At 40.1% G+C, this 17,715-nt stretch carries 19 protein-coding genes and 1 pseudogene; 7 read left to right on the plus strand and 13 right to left on the minus strand.

The annotated features are described in order from the left end of the window. Positions 1-82: 82 nt before the first annotated feature. Positions 83-2,857 carry a hybrid sensor histidine kinase/response regulator gene (locus tag AACX33_RS19370; protein ID WP_227788732.1) on the minus strand — a complete coding sequence of 925 codons (2,775 nt, stop codon included), beginning with the start codon at positions 2,855-2,857 and terminating at the stop codon, positions 83-85. A 404-nt stretch (positions 2,858-3,261) separates the two neighbouring features. Here AACX33_RS19370 and AACX33_RS19375 point away from each other — a divergent pair, with 404 nt between their 5' ends. Both AACX33_RS19375 and AACX33_RS19380 read left to right on the plus strand, forming a co-directional pair. After that, positions 3,262-4,635, plus strand: a complete 1,374-nt coding sequence (locus AACX33_RS19375) for an ATP-dependent DNA helicase (RefSeq protein WP_227788733.1) — start codon at positions 3,262-3,264, stop codon at positions 4,633-4,635. Positions 4,636-4,722: 87 nt separating this feature from the next. Then, positions 4,723-4,851: pseudogene (locus AACX33_RS19380) on the plus strand (formylglycine-generating enzyme family protein); the annotation flags it as partial. 45 nt (positions 4,852-4,896) lie between these two features. On the opposite strand, the gene AACX33_RS19385 reads toward AACX33_RS19380, so the two are convergent. From AACX33_RS19385 to AACX33_RS19405, 5 genes are all read right to left on the minus strand, one after another. Further along, entirely contained in the window at positions 4,897-5,205 is a 309-nt protein-coding gene (locus AACX33_RS19385) for a HigA family addiction module antitoxin (protein ID WP_445253335.1), read from the minus strand. Positions 5,206-5,219: 14 nt separating this feature from the next. After that, a complete protein-coding gene (locus tag AACX33_RS19390; RefSeq protein ID WP_227788735.1) occupies positions 5,220-5,504 on the minus strand; it encodes a type II toxin-antitoxin system RelE/ParE family toxin in 285 nt (94 codons plus the stop codon). Positions 5,505-5,596: 92 nt separating this feature from the next. Continuing rightward, the gene (locus AACX33_RS19395) at positions 5,597-5,797 is read right to left on the minus strand and encodes a hypothetical protein (protein WP_227788736.1); all 201 of its coding nucleotides are present in this window, start codon (positions 5,795-5,797) and stop codon (positions 5,597-5,599) included. Next, positions 5,787-6,233, minus strand: coding sequence for a hypothetical protein (locus AACX33_RS19400; RefSeq protein ID WP_227788737.1), 447 nt, complete (start codon positions 6,231-6,233; stop codon positions 5,787-5,789). Before AACX33_RS19400 ends, AACX33_RS19395 begins: the two co-directional genes overlap by 11 nt. Next, positions 6,230-7,045: a MarR family transcriptional regulator gene (locus AACX33_RS19405; protein ID WP_227788738.1), complete on the minus strand. Its 816-nt coding sequence runs from the start codon at positions 7,043-7,045 to the stop codon at positions 6,230-6,232. Before AACX33_RS19405 ends, AACX33_RS19400 begins: the two co-directional genes overlap by 4 nt. A gap of 456 nt (positions 7,046-7,501) precedes the next feature. Here AACX33_RS19405 and AACX33_RS19410 point away from each other — a divergent pair, with 456 nt between their 5' ends. The 5 genes from AACX33_RS19410 to holA all read left to right on the plus strand — a co-directional run bounded on the left by AACX33_RS19410 (position 7,502) and on the right by holA (position 12,672). Continuing rightward, the gene (locus AACX33_RS19410; protein WP_227788739.1) at positions 7,502-7,933 is read left to right on the plus strand and encodes a hypothetical protein; all 432 of its coding nucleotides are present in this window, start codon (positions 7,502-7,504) and stop codon (positions 7,931-7,933) included. A 304-nt stretch (positions 7,934-8,237) separates the two neighbouring features. After that, a complete protein-coding gene (gene dnaN / locus AACX33_RS19415; protein ID WP_227788740.1) occupies positions 8,238-9,698 on the plus strand; it encodes a DNA polymerase III subunit beta in 1,461 nt (486 codons plus the stop codon). 234 nt (positions 9,699-9,932) lie between these two features. Continuing rightward, a complete protein-coding gene (locus tag AACX33_RS19420; RefSeq protein ID WP_227788741.1) occupies positions 9,933-10,178 on the plus strand; it encodes a hypothetical protein in 246 nt (81 codons plus the stop codon). 33 nt (positions 10,179-10,211) lie between these two features. Then, positions 10,212-11,714: a DNA polymerase III subunit gamma/tau gene (gene dnaX / locus AACX33_RS19425; RefSeq protein WP_227788742.1), complete on the plus strand. Its 1,503-nt coding sequence runs from the start codon at positions 10,212-10,214 to the stop codon at positions 11,712-11,714. Positions 11,715-11,718: 4 nt separating this feature from the next. Next, entirely contained in the window at positions 11,719-12,672 is a 954-nt protein-coding gene (gene holA, locus AACX33_RS19430) for a DNA polymerase III subunit delta (RefSeq protein ID WP_227788743.1), read from the plus strand. Between the two features lie 105 nt (positions 12,673-12,777). Here holA and AACX33_RS19435 read toward each other — a convergent pair whose 3' ends face one another. The 7 genes from AACX33_RS19435 to AACX33_RS19465 form a co-directional block, all read right to left on the minus strand. Further along, entirely contained in the window at positions 12,778-13,062 is a 285-nt protein-coding gene (locus tag AACX33_RS19435) for a hypothetical protein (protein ID WP_227788744.1), read from the minus strand. Between the two features lie 20 nt (positions 13,063-13,082). Then, positions 13,083-13,976: a nucleoside triphosphate pyrophosphohydrolase family protein gene (locus AACX33_RS19440; protein ID WP_227788745.1), complete on the minus strand. Its 894-nt coding sequence runs from the start codon at positions 13,974-13,976 to the stop codon at positions 13,083-13,085. Between the two features lie 19 nt (positions 13,977-13,995). After that, the gene (locus AACX33_RS19445; protein ID WP_339407013.1) at positions 13,996-15,117 is read right to left on the minus strand and encodes a nucleotide kinase domain-containing protein; all 1,122 of its coding nucleotides are present in this window, start codon (positions 15,115-15,117) and stop codon (positions 13,996-13,998) included. Between the two features lie 109 nt (positions 15,118-15,226). Next, the gene (locus AACX33_RS19450) at positions 15,227-16,033 is read right to left on the minus strand and encodes a hypothetical protein (RefSeq protein WP_227788747.1); all 807 of its coding nucleotides are present in this window, start codon (positions 16,031-16,033) and stop codon (positions 15,227-15,229) included. After that, positions 16,026-16,892, minus strand: a complete 867-nt coding sequence (locus AACX33_RS19455; protein ID WP_227788748.1) for an ImmA/IrrE family metallo-endopeptidase — start codon at positions 16,890-16,892, stop codon at positions 16,026-16,028. Before AACX33_RS19455 ends, AACX33_RS19450 begins: the two co-directional genes overlap by 8 nt. 50 nt (positions 16,893-16,942) lie before the next feature. Continuing rightward, positions 16,943-17,293, minus strand: coding sequence for a helix-turn-helix domain-containing protein (locus AACX33_RS19460; protein ID WP_227788749.1), 351 nt, complete (start codon positions 17,291-17,293; stop codon positions 16,943-16,945). Continuing rightward, a complete protein-coding gene (locus AACX33_RS19465) occupies positions 17,290-17,583 on the minus strand; it encodes a hypothetical protein (RefSeq protein WP_227788750.1) in 294 nt (97 codons plus the stop codon). Before AACX33_RS19465 ends, AACX33_RS19460 begins: the two co-directional genes overlap by 4 nt. Positions 17,584-17,715: the final 132 nt, after the last annotated feature.

Raw genomic sequence — 17,715 nt, forward strand, 5'->3', positions numbered from 1 at the left:
TTCAAAGCACAGTTTTCTAGACATAACGCAGATTGACAAAAGAATACTTCTGTGATTACGTGCAATATTTGAATTGTTATAGTCAACTTTTTAACACTTCAATTACTTTTTCCAAAAGTTCCATTGGCTCAATCGGCTTGGCAATAAAAAATTGAAACCCTGCTTCTAAAATTCGTTGCTCATTTTTAGCTCCAGCAAACGCAGTCAGAGCGATCGCACGCAGAGAATTACTATTCACCAACCTTCTTTCGGGTGGAACACTTTGCGAACAAAAGCGCTTCCCTAACACCGAAATTTCTTCTTCTTGTTCTAAACTGCAAGAGCGAATTTGCTCAATTAATGTAAAACCATCCTCAACTGGCATACTGATATCACTAATTAGTAGGTCAGGCTCTGTGTGTGCCAAAAATGCCAATGCTTCTGCAACTGATGCCACCACTAATACATCTGCCCCTGCACCCTGGAGAACCGTTTGAATTAACCTCCGAGCATCTGGATCATCATCCACAACCAGGATACAAAAGTTTTGTAATGCGGCAGTTTTTTTGCGAGTCCAAACTCCTGCTACTATTGGCAATAGTTCATCTTTGCCTAAGTCTGCGTTCATGGTGGTTATAGGTAGCCTCACCGTAAATGTTGATCCTTGTCCTAATCCTGGACTGGTTGCTGTAATCTGGCCATGGTGAAGTTCTACAATGTGACGAGCTATCGCTAATCCTAACCCCAATCCAGGCGCAGAACGAGTAGTAGAAGCGTCACCCTGACTAAACCTGTCAAACACATAGGGTAAAAATTCTGATTCTATACCCCTCCCCCTGTCAATAACTGTAATCTCAGCTTGAGATTTAACTAACTTCAAACTAACCACGACACTTTCATTCTTGGGACTAAACTTAATGGCATTGGCAAGCAAATTCCAAACTACTTGTTGTAGGCGGATAAAATCACCTAAAACTGGGGGTACAGCAGCATCAAAATCTAACTGAATTTGAATATTCTTGGTTTCAGCTGACAAGCGAATAGTGTCGGCGGCTGACAGAATCACATTTGCTAAGTCAACCAATCCGATTTCCAAATTCATCTCGCCCTTCTGTATCCTCACCAAATCTAACAAATCATCAATTAAGCGAACTTGCAGACGGGCATTTCGTTCAATCGTTTCCAGTCCCTCAATTTTTAGGGATTCATCCATCTCTGATTCAGTTAACAGTAATTGCGCCCAGCCGTGAAGATTATGTATGGGGGTACGTAACTCATGAGACAAGACGGCAACAAATTCATCCTTGACACGATTGATTGTGGCCAGTTCCTCAGTCTTTTGTCTGAGTTCCTCCTCTACACGCTGGCGTTGTGTGATATCAATACCGATTAAAAACGCGGCTTTGTTCTCGTCATATTTTTGAGCCACGATTAAATAGCTGCGGTCTCCTTTGACCAATTTCAACTCATATAGTGCTTCTGATTGATTTTCAGCAAAGAACTTTTCTACAAACTCACGGAATCCATTACCATCACCTAAGAAACCAATATCCTCACCGACAAAAGCTTCGGGAGGCAAATTAAAATTATCAGCCAAGTGCCTGTTTACACCTAAATAACACAAATCAGAACTAACCCAAGAGACAATTCCTGGTACTGCATCTAGTACAGTCTGCAACTGATCTCTAGCTGCTTGCAGTTTTCTTTCCGCTTGGTTACGTTGGGTAATATCTAAAAATATACTGACACACCCCCGCACTTTGCCATCTTCATCAAATAAAGGGGTAGCATACTGCAATAGGTTAATTCGGATACCATCATCACGAACTACCTCAATCTCATAATCTAGTATTTCCACACCATGAGTTGTAGCATTTTGCATCGCCAGTTCTTCTGGAGCTAGTTCTTTGCCATCCCGGAAAATTTTAAAGTTCGTGGGACGTTGATCAAGAGGAGCGCTCAGAGAGGCATTGGCGTTTACGGGTATACCCAGCAGTTTGGCAAAAGCCGGATTAACTCTAATCATCTGGCATTCTGGATCTTCGGCAATCCCAATACCAATGGGAATCACCTCTAATAAGGTTTGTAGTTCTCTAACTCGTCGATTTAAAGCTTGGTTAAGTTTGATAATTTGGGCTTCGGCTTGTTTGCGGTTCGTGATATTTTGAAAGACTGCCAAACCAGTCATGCTTGTGCTATTTTCATTTTTAACTGGAAACGTTTGTACTAGATAAACCTGATCGCCATAAGGGATTTCAATACACGTTGGAATTCCTTGTAATGCACTACGGTAAGCTGGTGCTATCAACTCGTAAGTCTCAGTGAGAACAGTCTCATCTAGGGTTTTACCTTGGAACTCTTCTATTGCTAAACCGAAGATATGCGCTTCTGTACCTTCAGCCAGCGTAAAGCGCATATCTTGATTGAACAAAAAAACCACTCCATTGGGTAAATTCTTTGTTAGTGTTCGGTAAAATTCTTCATTCTGACGTAGCGATCGCTGATTCTCTAATAAACCTTCCAGATTGGTTTGAGCTTCTGTTTTATCGATATCTGACTGCTGTTTGCTTGACTGGAAGTTAGCAATTAGCGTATTTATTACTAGACCTTCGACAATAAATAAGACAAATTCGAGATGATTTCGAGTAGAAAATGGATCTGTAAAAAAGTAATGACTAGCTAAACCCGCCAACAACACTGATATCAGTCCTGAAACTATGTTGCCGTACCAAGTACTGATAGAAACCGCAATCAACCACAAGCTAAAAGAACTCGTAATTCCAATTAGATACTCTAGTCCTAGTTTTACTAGCAAAGTTACTCCGACACTGAGAAACGCCATCCTGTAGGGCAGATATTTTTGTCTGATGAATAACATAGAGGTTCTTTGGAGAGACAGAACAGTTGAGATTTATTAAGTTGCAGACAGCCTCAAGGTGATTTAACTACATTTACAATTGAGCTATTCTACAAATAATTGAGAAACTTTTTCAAGATATTGGCGATGCCTTCTCTACGAGACGCTCCGCGGTAAGCGCAGCTATGCCCGTCAGGGCTTGACGCGATACGGCTTTAGCCGTTAGCTACGCTATCGCAGCTAACGGCTAAAGCCATCCATTACCGAAAACCAGGGGTTTAAAGCCTTTTCAAACGCGGTCAGGCAGTCCCTCATTTAACTTCTGTTGAGTTTTGCTCCCAGAAGGATTGTTGTTGTGCAGTTAAGAAAAACCAACAGCTATCGCTGCATTGAGTGGATTTTAAAATGAAATTAGCGCCGCAATTATGATCCACACCCTTTCAACTTTCCCCACAACAAGTTATTTTCCATTTCAACTCACCCCACAGCAGCATAAAGCTTTGGATAAAATGTGGAAATTTGTGCAGCCATCCGTCGCAGCTGCTTTGTTTCTGCTAGTTGGATATGCCGGCACTGGTAAGTCAACTATAGTTTTCCAACTGGTTAAAGTTCTTGTCACTATGGGTCAGCGAATTGTATTGACCGCACCCACAAATAAAGCTGTCGGTGTACTGCAACGCATGGCGGCAGAAAATGGCGTGACTGGCGTAGAATTTTTCACGATTCACCAGTTATTAGGACTGGGTATGGTGACTAGAGGTAAAGAAAAAGTCCTTGAGCAAACTGGCCCTTCTTACATCAATTTGTTTGATGTTGTCTTTATTGATGAATGTTCCATGATTGGCAAACAACTCTGGAACTGGATTGAGAATCTTGCTCACCAATCATCCATAAGGACAAAACTCAAAATAATTCTCATGGGTGATCCTGCACAATTAAATCCAGTGAATGAAGGAAAATCCCTGAGTTTTCAAGTGCCAAATAAAGCCATATTAACTCAAGTTGTGCGTCAGGGAATTGGTAGCCCCTTGCTAGAGTTTGTCACGGCTTCTCGTTATGCAGTTACTAAAAGCCGGATTCCATTTGAGCCTTATGCCAAATATCTGCCTGATAAAAGTAATGGAGCGCTGATGGTTAAACGCCAAACTTTGCTGCGATATGCCTACAAAAAGATGTCTAGAGAATTTGTCAACAACCCCGATTGTTTGCGGATTCTGTGCTGGACGAATGCTCAAGTTGACTTTTATAACCAGCAAATTCGTAGCCATTTATATGGTGAAAATATAAATCGATTTATTTCTGGAGAACGATTAATAACCAGAGACCCGGTAATGGCTCCTGATAGTAAAAGTGTGATTCTTTCTACATCTACAGAATTCACTGTTTTAGATGTTTCTGAAGACCGTTATCACAATTATCATGCTTGGCGGTTAAAGATCAAGACAGATGACGGAATTGTTCGTCAAATCTACGTTTTACATGAAGACGAGCAAAAACGATTTAACCAAGAAACTAAACACTTACTCAAAACTGCCAAGCGTAATCCCTTTTTGTGGAAGCAGTATTACAGACATTTAGAACAGTTTGCCCATGTGAGAAACTGCTTTGCACTCACTGTTCACAATAGTCAAGGTAGCACTTTCTTAGAAGTGGGTATTGACGGTAAGGACTTAAGTAAGCGACTTCATTCAGAACGAGGAGATGACGGTCAAGCGGTTGTTGCTAAGTTTAGAGAGTTTAATCGTTTGTATTATGTTGCCAGTTCACGGGCTAGACAACGAATCTTTATTATTCGTTGATGCGTGGTATGCTCCTACCCTGCAATTTTTAATTAAGGGTAGGCTTCCAACAGCCCGATGAATGGTATGGTATGAAGGATTTCCTAAGCACAAGAATTTTGCGCTCGAATTTCACAAAAAACAGGACGAATTTACCGTTTACCTAGTGAAGCTGAATGGGAATATGCTTGTCGTGCGAGAACTTCAACACCATTCTATTATCGAAAAACGCACACGTGAAACATCTGAAATAGAGCGATCATCTCATGATTTGTATGAATTTTAGGCTACATCATCAGAGAGACATTTAGGAATTTGATTGTAAACTTCTGAATTTTCTGCAAATGCCTGACGTAAATCATATTGTGTTTGTAAATTTAACCAAAACTGGGCAGTGTTGCCAAAATAGTGGGATAGACGCAAAGCTGTATCTGCTGTAATACTGCGCTTTCCAGATAAAATTTCGCTAATTCGTGTCTGAGATACACCTATATCTTTGCTTAATTTATAAGGTGTGATATTCAACGGTTCTAAAAATTCAAGTTGTAGGATTTCGCCTGGATGAATGTTTGACAAACGGTTGTTATTCATCATGATTTTTATACTTAGTGGTAATCGACTATTTCAACTTCTGAAGCATTGTTTTCATCTGTCCAAACAAAGCAAATCCGCCATTGGTCATTAATCCGAATACTATATTGCCCAATTCTATCGCCAACTAGCTTTTCTAAGCGATTTCCAGGTGGAACACGCAAGTCATTAATTGATACTGCTGCATCAAGGAGCAGTAGTTTTCTTAAAGCAGTCTTCTGAATATTCGGTGGGTATTGAGAAGATGTAAAGCCTTCAAAAATTAGCTTTGTCTGTTCAGACTTGAAATTTACAATCACAAGAATATCGTTTTGCGTTACTATCGTCAACCGTTAGTATACATTTCCAGTGGTAAATTTTGATATTGCCCAAGCGATTCTGAGCGATTCTCCTAGAGAAAATATACAATGCTACGGTCAAACACAGGAACACGCGATCGCTCCGCGCCATCGCCGGAGGCGGGGCTAAGTCCTGCGGACACGCTACCTACGCGAATGCCCATCGCTCTATCTAGACGACGACTAGTGCTACCTAAATTTACTTTGGCTGCAAAATCGAGCCTGTCACTAGCCCTGAAAATTTCATTCCTCATAATCAATTCCTTCAATTTCTTGTTTACGTTGCTGCACTTCGCGGTTGTCGTTTTCGCTACGTTCGCCACTTCCAGGCATTTTCCGTTTTTTAGCCAGTTGGCGGATGTTAACTTGTTGTTTTACACTATTACGCCACTGTTCTCGATTAATTAAATCCAACTTTTGACAAATACTGGGAATAAACCGGGTATCAAAATTTTCAATGGGTACGTTCTCCCAGCGTTTCGATGCGTCACAGTGGCCTGCTTGACAAAGTACCCACTTATCTCGGTCTGGGTTGTACTGCGGCATGATTAAATGAACTAAATCCTGTGAGACTAGACCAGAATCTTGGCAACAAAAACATCGCCACCGGGGATAGAAAATTTCCTCCTCTTGGTTTTCCTCTTCAGATCGCAAAGGAATTGGTTCAAATTGGGGTAAGTCATCAATCATGTTTTTTCACCCCAGATTAAGTTATTAGCATCCGCCCACTTGAAAAATTCCCGTCGTTCTTTTTCTTCTTGACGGTTCTCAGCGTAAAAACCAAATTGTCCCAGAGAGCGAATTTTTTCGATCCACTCATTGCGACAGGGGTGATTTTCCCATTGTTGCTGCTCAATTTCGGGACTTCTACCCTGCACCTTCATCCATTCTGCTGATATCTCTTGCCAGTGTGCTTCTATCCACTTGTGGGGAAGTTCTGGGGGATGAGGAAGTTTTTGGGCTTTTTCTAAACCAAACTTCAAAAAACTCTCTCTCTGGCTCTTTGAGAGAGAGTCTTTAAAGTCTTTAAATTCTTTATTAATCTTAGGGTTTTGAAAACCTTGCTGTTTAATCGTTTCAGGCGGCGATTGTAACCCTGGGGTGACAACTGTCACCTGTGGGTGAATCTTGTTACCTGGAGGTGAATCGTGTAACCCTGGGGTGACAACTGTCACCTGTGGGTGACAGCAGTTACCTGGAGGTGACAAGTCTGTGACACTATGAAAAGTGTCATATTTACATCCTTTAGGAATGACTTTTAAGACATACTCTGCATCTTCTAATTCAATGTACGCCTTCTGCTTTAGAACTGAAATTGACTCATAGACAGTTTTTCTGGAAATACCCAATTCTTTGGCAATTACAGATGCTTTGATTTTCAGTCCATTACTGTAGGGGTCTACAGTTCGTAAGTAGTAAAGAATGCTTAACTGAGATTTGGTCAGATCCTTACAAGCACTTAGCCACTCATCAAGCTCTAGAGGATAAAATTTCTTATGCATCGTTTTGCCCTGATTCTTGATTAAATGTGACTAAAACACCAAATTCTGAGTAAATAGACTTTATTAGACCAGCTTTTTGCCCTGTGCAATCCCCAAACAGGTGAATGCGCTTTTGAGGCTCTGGGTAGTACAGAGCAGTTTGCTTTTTGGTTGGGAGTTGGCAGCAGTCTCTCAGCCATTCTTCATGTAGGCGAGGGTAGAACACATCCTGTAATTTTGAGATTCCCTGTGTCATAATTTTCTAAAGAAATTTTCATCCCTAGCTCCTGTTCACCTCAACAGGGGCTTGTTTTTGCCGTAGTCAGTCATCATTGCTAAAGGACAAAAAATGACTAATGGCAACTGATGCTGATTTGTTGATATTGCTCTAACATTAGATAAGGAGGTTACTAATCTGTAAATTAGCCTATCGCTGTATAAAGTAACGGTCAATTAGCCAACTAGCTAATTTTAGTAATGAAAGTTAACAATTCTGTCTCAGCTATTTCTTGCCCAGTGTCCCCCCTGTCTCAATCTTTTGATGCGACAATCAAGCGGTATAGGATTAGTGCCAAACGTTTGTCTGGTGAAACGAAGGTGTCAGAAAATCATATTTCTGAGTTTCGCCGGGGAAAATGCGACGTTAGCACTACCACCTTGTCAAGGTTGTTGGATGGGATGGAAGTTTTAGCTCCTGGTTCCAAACAATTCTTTTATCAATTGGTGTCAGGTAAAGAGAATCAGTCAGCCACATCCTTGAAGCGATCGCTCGTGGAAGTAATTCAGACTGCGGATGAGGATGAACTATTAGATGCAATGGCTGAAATTACCAATCGATTTCGTTCTCTCCGTAACTTTGGGACTGTTTCTTCGGCTCAATCTTTGATGAATATCAATCATTGCGCTTAATATACAGATTTATATAGAAAAATTTAATCTAGGCATAACAATCCCAATCCAGATAAAATCAGCTAAAAAATTGGTAAATATAGGTTTAAATCATAAAAACAGCGAAATTTTGGATGGCTCAATTGGTTTCGGCAATTGAGCTTTTACTTTTCTTAAACACACTCAGCCAACACCCTGCCCCAAGGAGATTTCGGCTTATCTTCGTGCCATTCGGTAATGGATAGCTCTTACCTCTTTGTTGAATTTTCTTTTTCTGCTATCGCAGTCACCCGGATAGTAGTGACGCAACCAGAAATTAATCATCATGACTCAAACAGCGCCAAAACAAAGGCTGAATTCGGTAAAGCAGAGCAAACAAACCAATGCAGCTACTTCTAAAATTGAGCCAAACGAAAATGAAGGAGCAGTAAATGGCGCGGAAACGCCTGTAGGTAAGAAGAAAAAACCTGCATCTCCAAATGCTGATACTCTAACTGCATCCTCAAATAAGCGTACTAAGAAACGGTCTACCAAATCAAAGTCAAAATCGCAACCACTCATCGAATCAGGGATGGAGGTAGTTTGTGAACAAACTAAATTTTTCGATGCCCTCTTTTTAGTTAGTTGCGCTACCCCAGCTAAACCTACCCATCCTATTCTTGCTAATGTCCTGATGATTGCAGATGTCGCAACACAGCAGATACATTTAACTGTCACCGATTTAGCCCTAACGATTCAAGCAAGTTTTGAAGCACAGGTTTTATTAAAGGGTGAAATTACTGTCCCAGTGCAAATTCTCTTGGAGATAGTCAAGCATTGCCCTAATGGTCATATCTCCCTGAATAGTCAAATTCAAATGACACAGCTTGCTGATGACGACCAGCAAAGTAAAGTCTACTCACTGGGCTTATCTGATGCAGATGGGAAGTATGAAATTAGAGGCATGGGTGCTGAAGAATTTCCTCCTGCTCATACAATTGATGCTACTCCCATTTCTCTGCCAACCACCGGGTTCAAAGATGGTTTGAAAGGTGTGATTTATGCCGTCAGCACTGATGAAAATAAATATATTTTGACCGGAGTGCATCTTCAACTGGCACAGGAGAAATTAAAGTTTATAGGTACTGATGGGCATCGAGTGGCCACCACTGAAGTTTCAACTCAAGGAATTGGCAGAAAATCCCGCAAACAAGTAGCATCTCCAGAGGTCATCCAATTTACTATTCCTGGTCGAGTCCTGAAGGAACTAGCGCGGAACTTGGATGATGCTGTCGAATGCATTCATCTGCTCTATGATGCCCAAAGTCATCGTTTAGGTTTTGCTTGGCAGGATATCATGCTCAAATGTCAATGTCTAGAAGGAACTTATCCTGATTGCGAACAGTTATTAGCCAAATTTAGCTTTGACCAAGAAGTGGTAATCGAAAAAGCACTTTTAGTTAAGGCTCTGGAACGTTTAGCTGTGTTGACAGATAAAAAAGAGAAAGGTATTTACTTGCAGTTTGATGGAGCGTTGCAGCAGCTACGGCTATCAATCGAACGGGAATTTGGCAAAGGTGATCAGGTGATTGTTGCTCATTTACCACCAGAAATGTCATTAAATATCCAGTTTAACCTCAAGTATTTAGTAGAAGCGGCTAAAGCCATTCCTAGTTCGGCGATTAAAATCCATTTGCAGCAATCAGATCATCCTGCCATGTTAGTTCCTTATGGAGATCGACCCAATCCAAAAGCGCAAATGTCGATGCGGCAATTTTTACTGCCATTGTACAATTCAAATGGTTAATAGCTGCTTACACAGATTAGAGCAGAACGGCTGACCGCAGGGTAGTCCAGCGACTTGGACTAATGAAAAATTAAGGTTTTTAACCTGTGTTCGCGTAGTGTTCCGTAGGAAAGGCAGGTTTTGTCTGTGTATCCCTGACTTCTAGTCGCCAGTTGACACTGAGCGCAGTCGAAGTGGGCAAGTAATAATTTAGACTTTTCAAACCACCTCTAAGCTTGGCGGTAATCTTTGCCATTGACCTCAATATCCCCTAGTAAATTACTAGGGCTGTTGTTACTAGGGGATATTTCCGCTTTACTAGGGTTAATTTTGGTATCCCCCAGTAATTTACTAGGGTTGTTATTACTAGGGGATATTCCTGCTTTACTAGGGCTAACTTTGGTATCCCCTAGTAAATTACTAGGGTTGTTATTACTAGGGGATATTCCTGCTTTACTAGGGCTAACTTTGGTATCCCCTAGTAAAATCTCACCCCCTTAACAGGGGTAAGGGCGACGAATTCAGATAAAGCTTATGTCTACAGTCGCCCTACATCACAAATATCGACCCCAAACCTTAGCAGAATTGGTGGGACAGCCATACATCAAAACTGCGCTTACAAATGCTGTGAAACACCTGCAAATTGCACCTGCTTATTTGCTCACAGGTTCTAGAGGTACGGGTAAAACCTCAACTGCACGCATATTTGCTAAATCTCTCAATTGTCTCAATACTAAAAAACCAACCGACCAACCTTGTGGTATTTGTCAATCTTGCCGTTCAATCGAAAGTAGCAATAGTCTGGATGTGAGCGAAATTGATGCTGCTTCTCACAATGGTGTGGATGATGCCCGTGCTTTAATTGAACGTTGTACTTTAGCACCAGTGGTAGGACGTTACCGAATATTTATTCTGGATGAGTCGCATCAACTCACAACCCAGTCCCAAAATGCTTTACTCAAATGTATTGAAGAACCACCACCTCATGTGGTTTTCATTCTCTGCACCACCGAACAACACAAGGTGTTACCTACTATTATCAGTCGTTGTCAGGTGTTGAACTTTCGCACTTTGTCTGTGCAGGCAATTGTGCAGCATCTGCGTATTGTAGCCGATGCGGAATCTATTACTATTAATGATGAGGCATTAAAAGCGATCGCTCGACTCAGCGATGGTGGTTTACGCGATGCACTGCAATTACTCGGTCAGGTGAGACTTTTGGATACAGCTATCACTGCCCATCATGTCATGGAAATGGCTGGCGGTGTTACCGAAACCGAACTAATGGCAATTTTCCAGGCCATATCCACCAATAACACCTTTAATCTTTTGCAAGTTGCCAGAGAATTGGTAGACTCTGGTAAAACGCCCAAATTGATTCTGGCTAATTTACTGCAAACATACCGAGATTTACTGATTATCAAATCTGCACCCCAATCACAAACTTTGCTCACTGGTTGTCTTAGCCATACCCAACTGACGGCTTTAGCAAAGCACTGGAATTTTGATACCCTGAATTTGTCTTTAGCAGAGTTACAAAAAGCAGAAAGCTATCTGCGGTCTGCGGTAAATGCTGCGGTATGGCTAGAAGTTTGTTTACTGAACCTGATGCCCGGTTTATTGCCTGTTGCTGCCACCAAAACGGTAAATAAACCGATGTATGACAAAGGACATAGTGGCAAATTGTTACCAACATTTGGAGTATATACCACAAACAAGGTGACTGCTAAACCTGTGGATGACCAAGGAGATAATCGCAAATTGTTACCAACCGTTGCCGCCAATAGTAGTAACTTGGCTCAAATTTGGCAGCAGGTATTAGATACAGCTAAACCGAGTAGTCAAAAGCTGTTGAGTCATGCAAAGCTGGTGAAGTTGCAAGATGACAAGGCAATTTTAGAGGTGACACCAGTTTACCGCCAGAAGTTTGAGGGCAATAAACAAGCGATCGCTAAAATGTTGCAACGAGCTACCCAAAGTCAAAAACCCATCACTGTGTTGATTAAAACTGCCAATTACAGCAATCATGGGGGGTGAGAAGATGATTGTTTTGCTCACAGGTGACGACCAACACGCGATTCAGGAACAGCTGAACCAATACAAAGCAGAGATTGATTTTCAATGGCTGACACTATGCTATCACCGATTTCCAGCGAATCACCTTGACCGAGCCATGAGTGTAGCCCGCACTCGTTCGCTCACAGGTGGTAAAAAACTGGTGATCGTGGAAAATTGCCACCTCAAACAGTGGGGCATGACTGAGTTAGAAACTTTGCAGCAACTTATGCAAGTGCCTGAATCTACAATTTTGGTGTTTGTTGCTACGAATATAGATAAGCGTCTGAAGATTTACAAACATCTGGTCAAGTATGCCAAGTTGCTGGAGTTGCCATTAATACCACCTTGGCGGACTGATTTGATTGAAAAGGCTATTAGCACTCAAGCTGAAAAAATTCACCTGCTGCTGTCACCGGATGCAGTGGCATATTTAGCAGTAGCAATTGGTAATGATATCACCCGTGCAGCCACTGAGTTAGGCAAACTGTCTATCTATGCTCATGGCAGAAAACTCAAGTTGGCAGAGGTGAAAGAGTTAGTGCCATGTCAAACCCAGAATAGCCTACAACTGGCAGCTGCTATGCGTCAAGGTGAAAGCAATCAAGTTTTGCAATTGCTCGATGATTTGCTGTCTCGCGCCGAACCATTAATGGTGATTGTTAGCACCCTGATAACGCAGTTTAGAACTTGGTTATGGGTTAAATCTGCGATAGTTTCTGGGGTGAAGAAAGATAGTGAATTAGCTCAACTGTGCAGAATCAGTAATCCTCATCGCATTTACTATTTGCGTCAGGAGGTAGCAAATACAAACATCAATGCTTTAGCTAAAGCGGTGGCGATGATGTTGGATTTGGAGATGTCTATTAAGAGAGGTGCTGAAGGTAAGGAGTTATTACCAGCAATTCTTAGTGTTAGCAGGTTATTCAAGTTAGTTTAATCAGCAGAAAATTAACTGATGATTTTGGATTTTGGATGGGATATTTGATTTCTCTCTAAAATCCAAATTTACTAATAATGATATTAGTAGTATCAAACAAAATTTTTACAGGTTATGTTTCTCCTTTAAATATTCCCATTTAGCTTGATCTGCATCAAAGTCTGGTGGCACAGGTGGGGAATTTTCAAAGAAACTCTGCAACGCTTTGATTCTAGATTTTCTCTTTGGCGTTTCTGGTGCTGGTTCACTTGCTGGGGTTGTCGTATTATCAAGCGTTTCTGTAGCTTGCCAGACTATTAGTTCGACATCTCCGGGAGGTAAGTTTACGGGTTCGGTAATCACCAAGTTACCAGATGAATCAATTTTTCCTTTGAGTTTGTATGCTTGCATAATATTTTTCCTTTCTACATTTATTTTGCTTGATAACCTATGAAACTTGCATCCATATCAATAACTACCATACCACCCCGATTCTTCTCTATTTGTCTCCAGACTTCATAGCCCATGCAGATTGCTTTCTCCCAATCACCAAGTGAACATCTAGAAACTTCTAAATCCAAGGTCATATTTTTGATAATCTTCAACAGTTGTTCATCTATTTCTGAAACTCCTTCCAAGAACCCGTGAGCTTTAGCATAGCTAAACACGAGTGCTGATATGCCCTCTTCAATAGCTGCTGCCCGACCGCCATCTTCAACTTCGTCAGTGCGGGGGTTGCTTTTTCGCTTAAGTTTTAGGTTACTCCGAATAACTGGCGACCAACCTAAAACGGCAACATACGATAGATGAAAAACATCATGAAAGCGGTAGCCATCACTGGAATATGAGTTATCGGTGAGGTAATTTCCAATCTGTTTACCATTAATAAATGCTCTCACCTTCACAGAATTATCTTCGATTTCTTCCGTAAGATTTATTTCAAATGTTCGTGGAAAACGCTCGTATTCTGGAAAGTCATTATCAAATAGGTATACTGTACTTTGACTATCTGTTTGTTCTAAATCTCTTCTTCCCCAACGGTCACAACATTTATTCAAATTGCTTTGTGCAATTTCTGTTAAATCCAGATCAAACTTACTTGCTACGTTAGCAATGTACCAAAGTAAATCTCCTAACTCTTCTGCAACACAATCTTTGAAAAGTTTATGGGCATCTTTATCACGAAGACGTTTTTTGTATTCAGTGAGGAGTGAACCTGCTTCGCCTACTAAACCAAGCAGGGGTATGATTAATCCATCTCCATTTTTCTCAGGAATTTGATCAGTTTTCAGTGCTTGTTGTTGATATTCAGAAAAATTCATCATTACTCCTTAGCTTGAAATTCTATTTAGATTCAGTCCTATCAGTTTTAATTTTTGTATATTCTTCAATAGCTTGATTAATTTTCCATTTAGGTGGGTACCAATAATTAATTGGTTCTACGTTAACTGAATACTTTTGTTTGATACGAGTTCTTCCTGATATTCCTGATATTTCAGGATGCTTCATACGAGAATATTTATCTACCTCACAAAATAGATTTTGGCAGTCAATTAATTGCAGCTTACGTCCCCAAAGCGACTGATAATTGAGTCCTAATCTCTCAAACTCTGATTCTTGTTGCTCTGCCATAAATTTAATAATTTCTGGTTCGTTTAAGCCTCCCAGATCAAGAAAACATTTGCGGATACCATCAAGCGCACCGGGTCCAGGAACGACAAATGCCATCTCACTATAATTAGTAATCTCGCTATAGTTAACATCAGTTATAAACTGATATGCCAAAAAATCGCCAATAGTTGGATAACTATGTAGTAAATCGAAACCCTGGTGCATATTTCGTGAATCTGCAAGTTTCTGTGGCAGATTATCCGCCATCATCTTCTCAATTAATTTAAGATTATTGCGATGTTTTGTAGTATATCCAAATGTTTTACCACCCGATGGCATGATATATGCCGCAGAATAGATAGTCTGACCTGACTGCATGGTTTCTGTGAGAATTTTATCGTAGCGTTCAAATGAATAGTCAGCATAAGTAATGTGACCAATATTATTTTCTAGAAGCTGCCAAGTTTCAATCTTGTTAAAAATCTTGAAGAGGATTATTCTAAAGAATACTTCATTGATTGAAGATGGTAGATCATCCCGATAAATAACATTGCGTATTAAATACTGGCTGGTACGATCACTTGCACGATAAGCGTTTGTAAACTTGTATGTAGAAAGAATTGGATCATTAGTCCAAGGCATTGGATCATTTTCTATTTTTTTGAAAAAAATCCTTTGTCGTTCCGCAGCGAACTGCCAATAAGTATTGAATACAACTGTAGGTTTGATGGGTGAAATATGTGAAATAACGATTGGTGATGAGATTGATTTTTCACCTGTATCGCCAATATCAAGACTTAATTGTTTGTCCTGCCCAGTATTTTTGCTGGACTGTTTCTGATGTTTTATTACCATTTTATTTCTCTCAAGAAACATCTCTGTTTCCTTAAATTAGTAAACGACTCTCATTCGTAAAAATTTTTTGTTAAAACTGGATACGAAAAAGATATATTTTATCTATATTTTATGTTTGCCACTTGCTAGTTGTATTTCTAGCAGCATCTATAACTGGAGTGAGAATTGACGATGTTTTCCCAATTTTTTTTGTACCAATTTTCTGTAATTTTTCTACACCTACAAAGCAGTTCATCCGGTCGAGTGTCAATCCCATTTCATGAGCCATGAAATGACCTAATCTGCATAAGCCTAAGTAATTACCATAGGCTTTATTAATAAGCTGTTGAGTGGCGTAGAAAGCATTTATAACAAGCGTTTTGTCTTCATTATTAGGTACAAAACTGACGTGTTGCAGACAAGGGAAAGGAAGGTATGGATCGCAAACATGATCTTGTGCAGGATCAAAAATTGAAGCTTGAAGCATACTTTTTCTAACATTCGAGCGCGATGTGTACTCAGAAATAATGTGTTCTAGTTGATTGAAATTATGTGATTCTGAACCAAAAGCAATTAACCTTTCAAAATAAAGTCCACGTCTATTTTTTGACTTAGCAAGCGCCTTAATTCTTGGCAAAGTATCAATGTAAGTTTTAAAGAATCTTTGCCGATCATATTTAGAATTTCTCCATAAAGAGCCAGGAAAAATTGTATTTGCAACTGTGTGGATACTTTGCTCACTGTTATTTTTAAGGCAGTTATCCAGTGCATCTCGAATAGATTGATCTTCGTTGGGAATACCTTGGTTAAAGCCTGTTAAACTTATTATTAGTGGTGAAACTTCATTGCCACGATGATCGATAATGTGCAGGAATGCACGACACCAAGCATAAGAAAGGTTTGTTTCATCAATAAGAAGAGGCGCACTATTACTCATCTTCCGGCTCCTCTAGGTGGCGATATTGACTTAATCCAACAAACTGATCACGAGAAATCCGCACAAGAACTGCCCAATCAGCATCAAGACAGTAGACACGCACAATCCCAGGACGGTTAGCTCGAAAGAGACGACCTTGTGGATGATTTTCTTGGAAATTAATAGTTTCATTTGTTGCTTCTGCTGTGCTAGGTAGAAGAAGATAACTTCCAACCTCAGCATCAAGTGTAGTCATTGACCAATCTTTATCAGCAATAATTAATGGCTCTGTTGATGAAAAACCAATAACTTCTTGGCGGATAGATTTAGGTGTAGATTTGAGAAGTAAATCAGCTTGGGTGCGATTAATAATTTTTAACGAATAAGTCATGTGATTGATCAGAGTCTCGTACCCAACACCAAAACTACAGGCAACTGTAAAAATCTGAAGTGGTGTTACTGAACAAATATCCCAGCCACGAGAAGTAAATGCTTTTCTTATGCCCAAACTTGGCATGAGTAAGAAACCTGCAAAGCAGTCAACCAAAAACTCATCAGGATAGAAAGGTTTAGATTTTTCCGAATCCTTTATCAGTTCATCAATGGTCGAACTATGTCCAAAAACGTGATGTCCGAGTTCATGAGCGCAGGTAAAGTTACGCCTAGTAAGAGGACGTAACGCGGAAAGTAATATTTGTGGTTCATTCTCTTTTAGATACATACCTTCCATACTGATGTCAACAAATCGAACTTTAACGTTAAGTTTGTCACATAAGTTATGGATACAAATTGGACTTTTGAGGTCTAAACCAGCTTGTGTCCGAATTTCGATTGATTTACGCATGGCCTGTTTAGCCAATTCTTGCTTTTGATTAACCACAGATTTTTTCCTACACTTGGTATCAAAGTAACTAATATTACTATTACTAATCACAGGTTGTCTCTCCCTGTTCGCATTGAAGCAAGTAATATTAACAGTCGGTCTAAATCTTCTGGTTTAAGCTTTTGGAGTTCCCTGGCAGCAAGCTGAAGTTTATTGTCATGAATATCAACTTTATCCACACCTTCAGCAAGTAGCCATGACACACTTACATCAAAAATTTCTGCAAGTTTTGCTATCTCTTCAGCAGAAGCATTCCTGTTCCCGGCCTCTATTTCAGAAACAGAGGGGCGATGTAGTCCAAGAATTTTAGCTACCTGTGCCTGAGAGAGACCAGCCATTTTACGCGCTTCCCGAATGCGAGAAGCAATTATTGCTTTTTTGTCTTTTAGTTCAGTCATTTTTTTTCATTCCCTTTGTTGACGGTTTCACAAACTACATCAACTGATTCGTTGATAGTGAGTCGCTGCGTGCCATCCTCTGAAAGAAAAATGTTTATATCGTTTGGGATGTCTACATTCAATTCAGTAGACAGCATAGTAATAGCAGCAAGACATAGATAACTGTCAAACCATCCTAAATCGTTGAGAGGACAAGTTGTTCCTGTAATTGGTTGCCCTTGATACCCGCAATCCGTCTGTATTTCTTGAAATACTTCTATGAGCTTGGCTTTAACATTTTCTGGGGTCATAGTGTAATACACTATCTTACAATTGGTAAGATTATCTTACAATTAGTAAGATGAAATGTCAATCTTGAGACTAATTTATTTTTTGACTGATCTGAAAAAACCTTATTTGGTACAACATATTTGAATACAACT

It is taken from the genome of Nodularia sp. LEGE 04288, assembly GCF_963896525.1.
In the GTDB taxonomy this organism is placed as follows: domain Bacteria; phylum Cyanobacteriota; class Cyanobacteriia; order Cyanobacteriales; family Nostocaceae; genus Nodularia.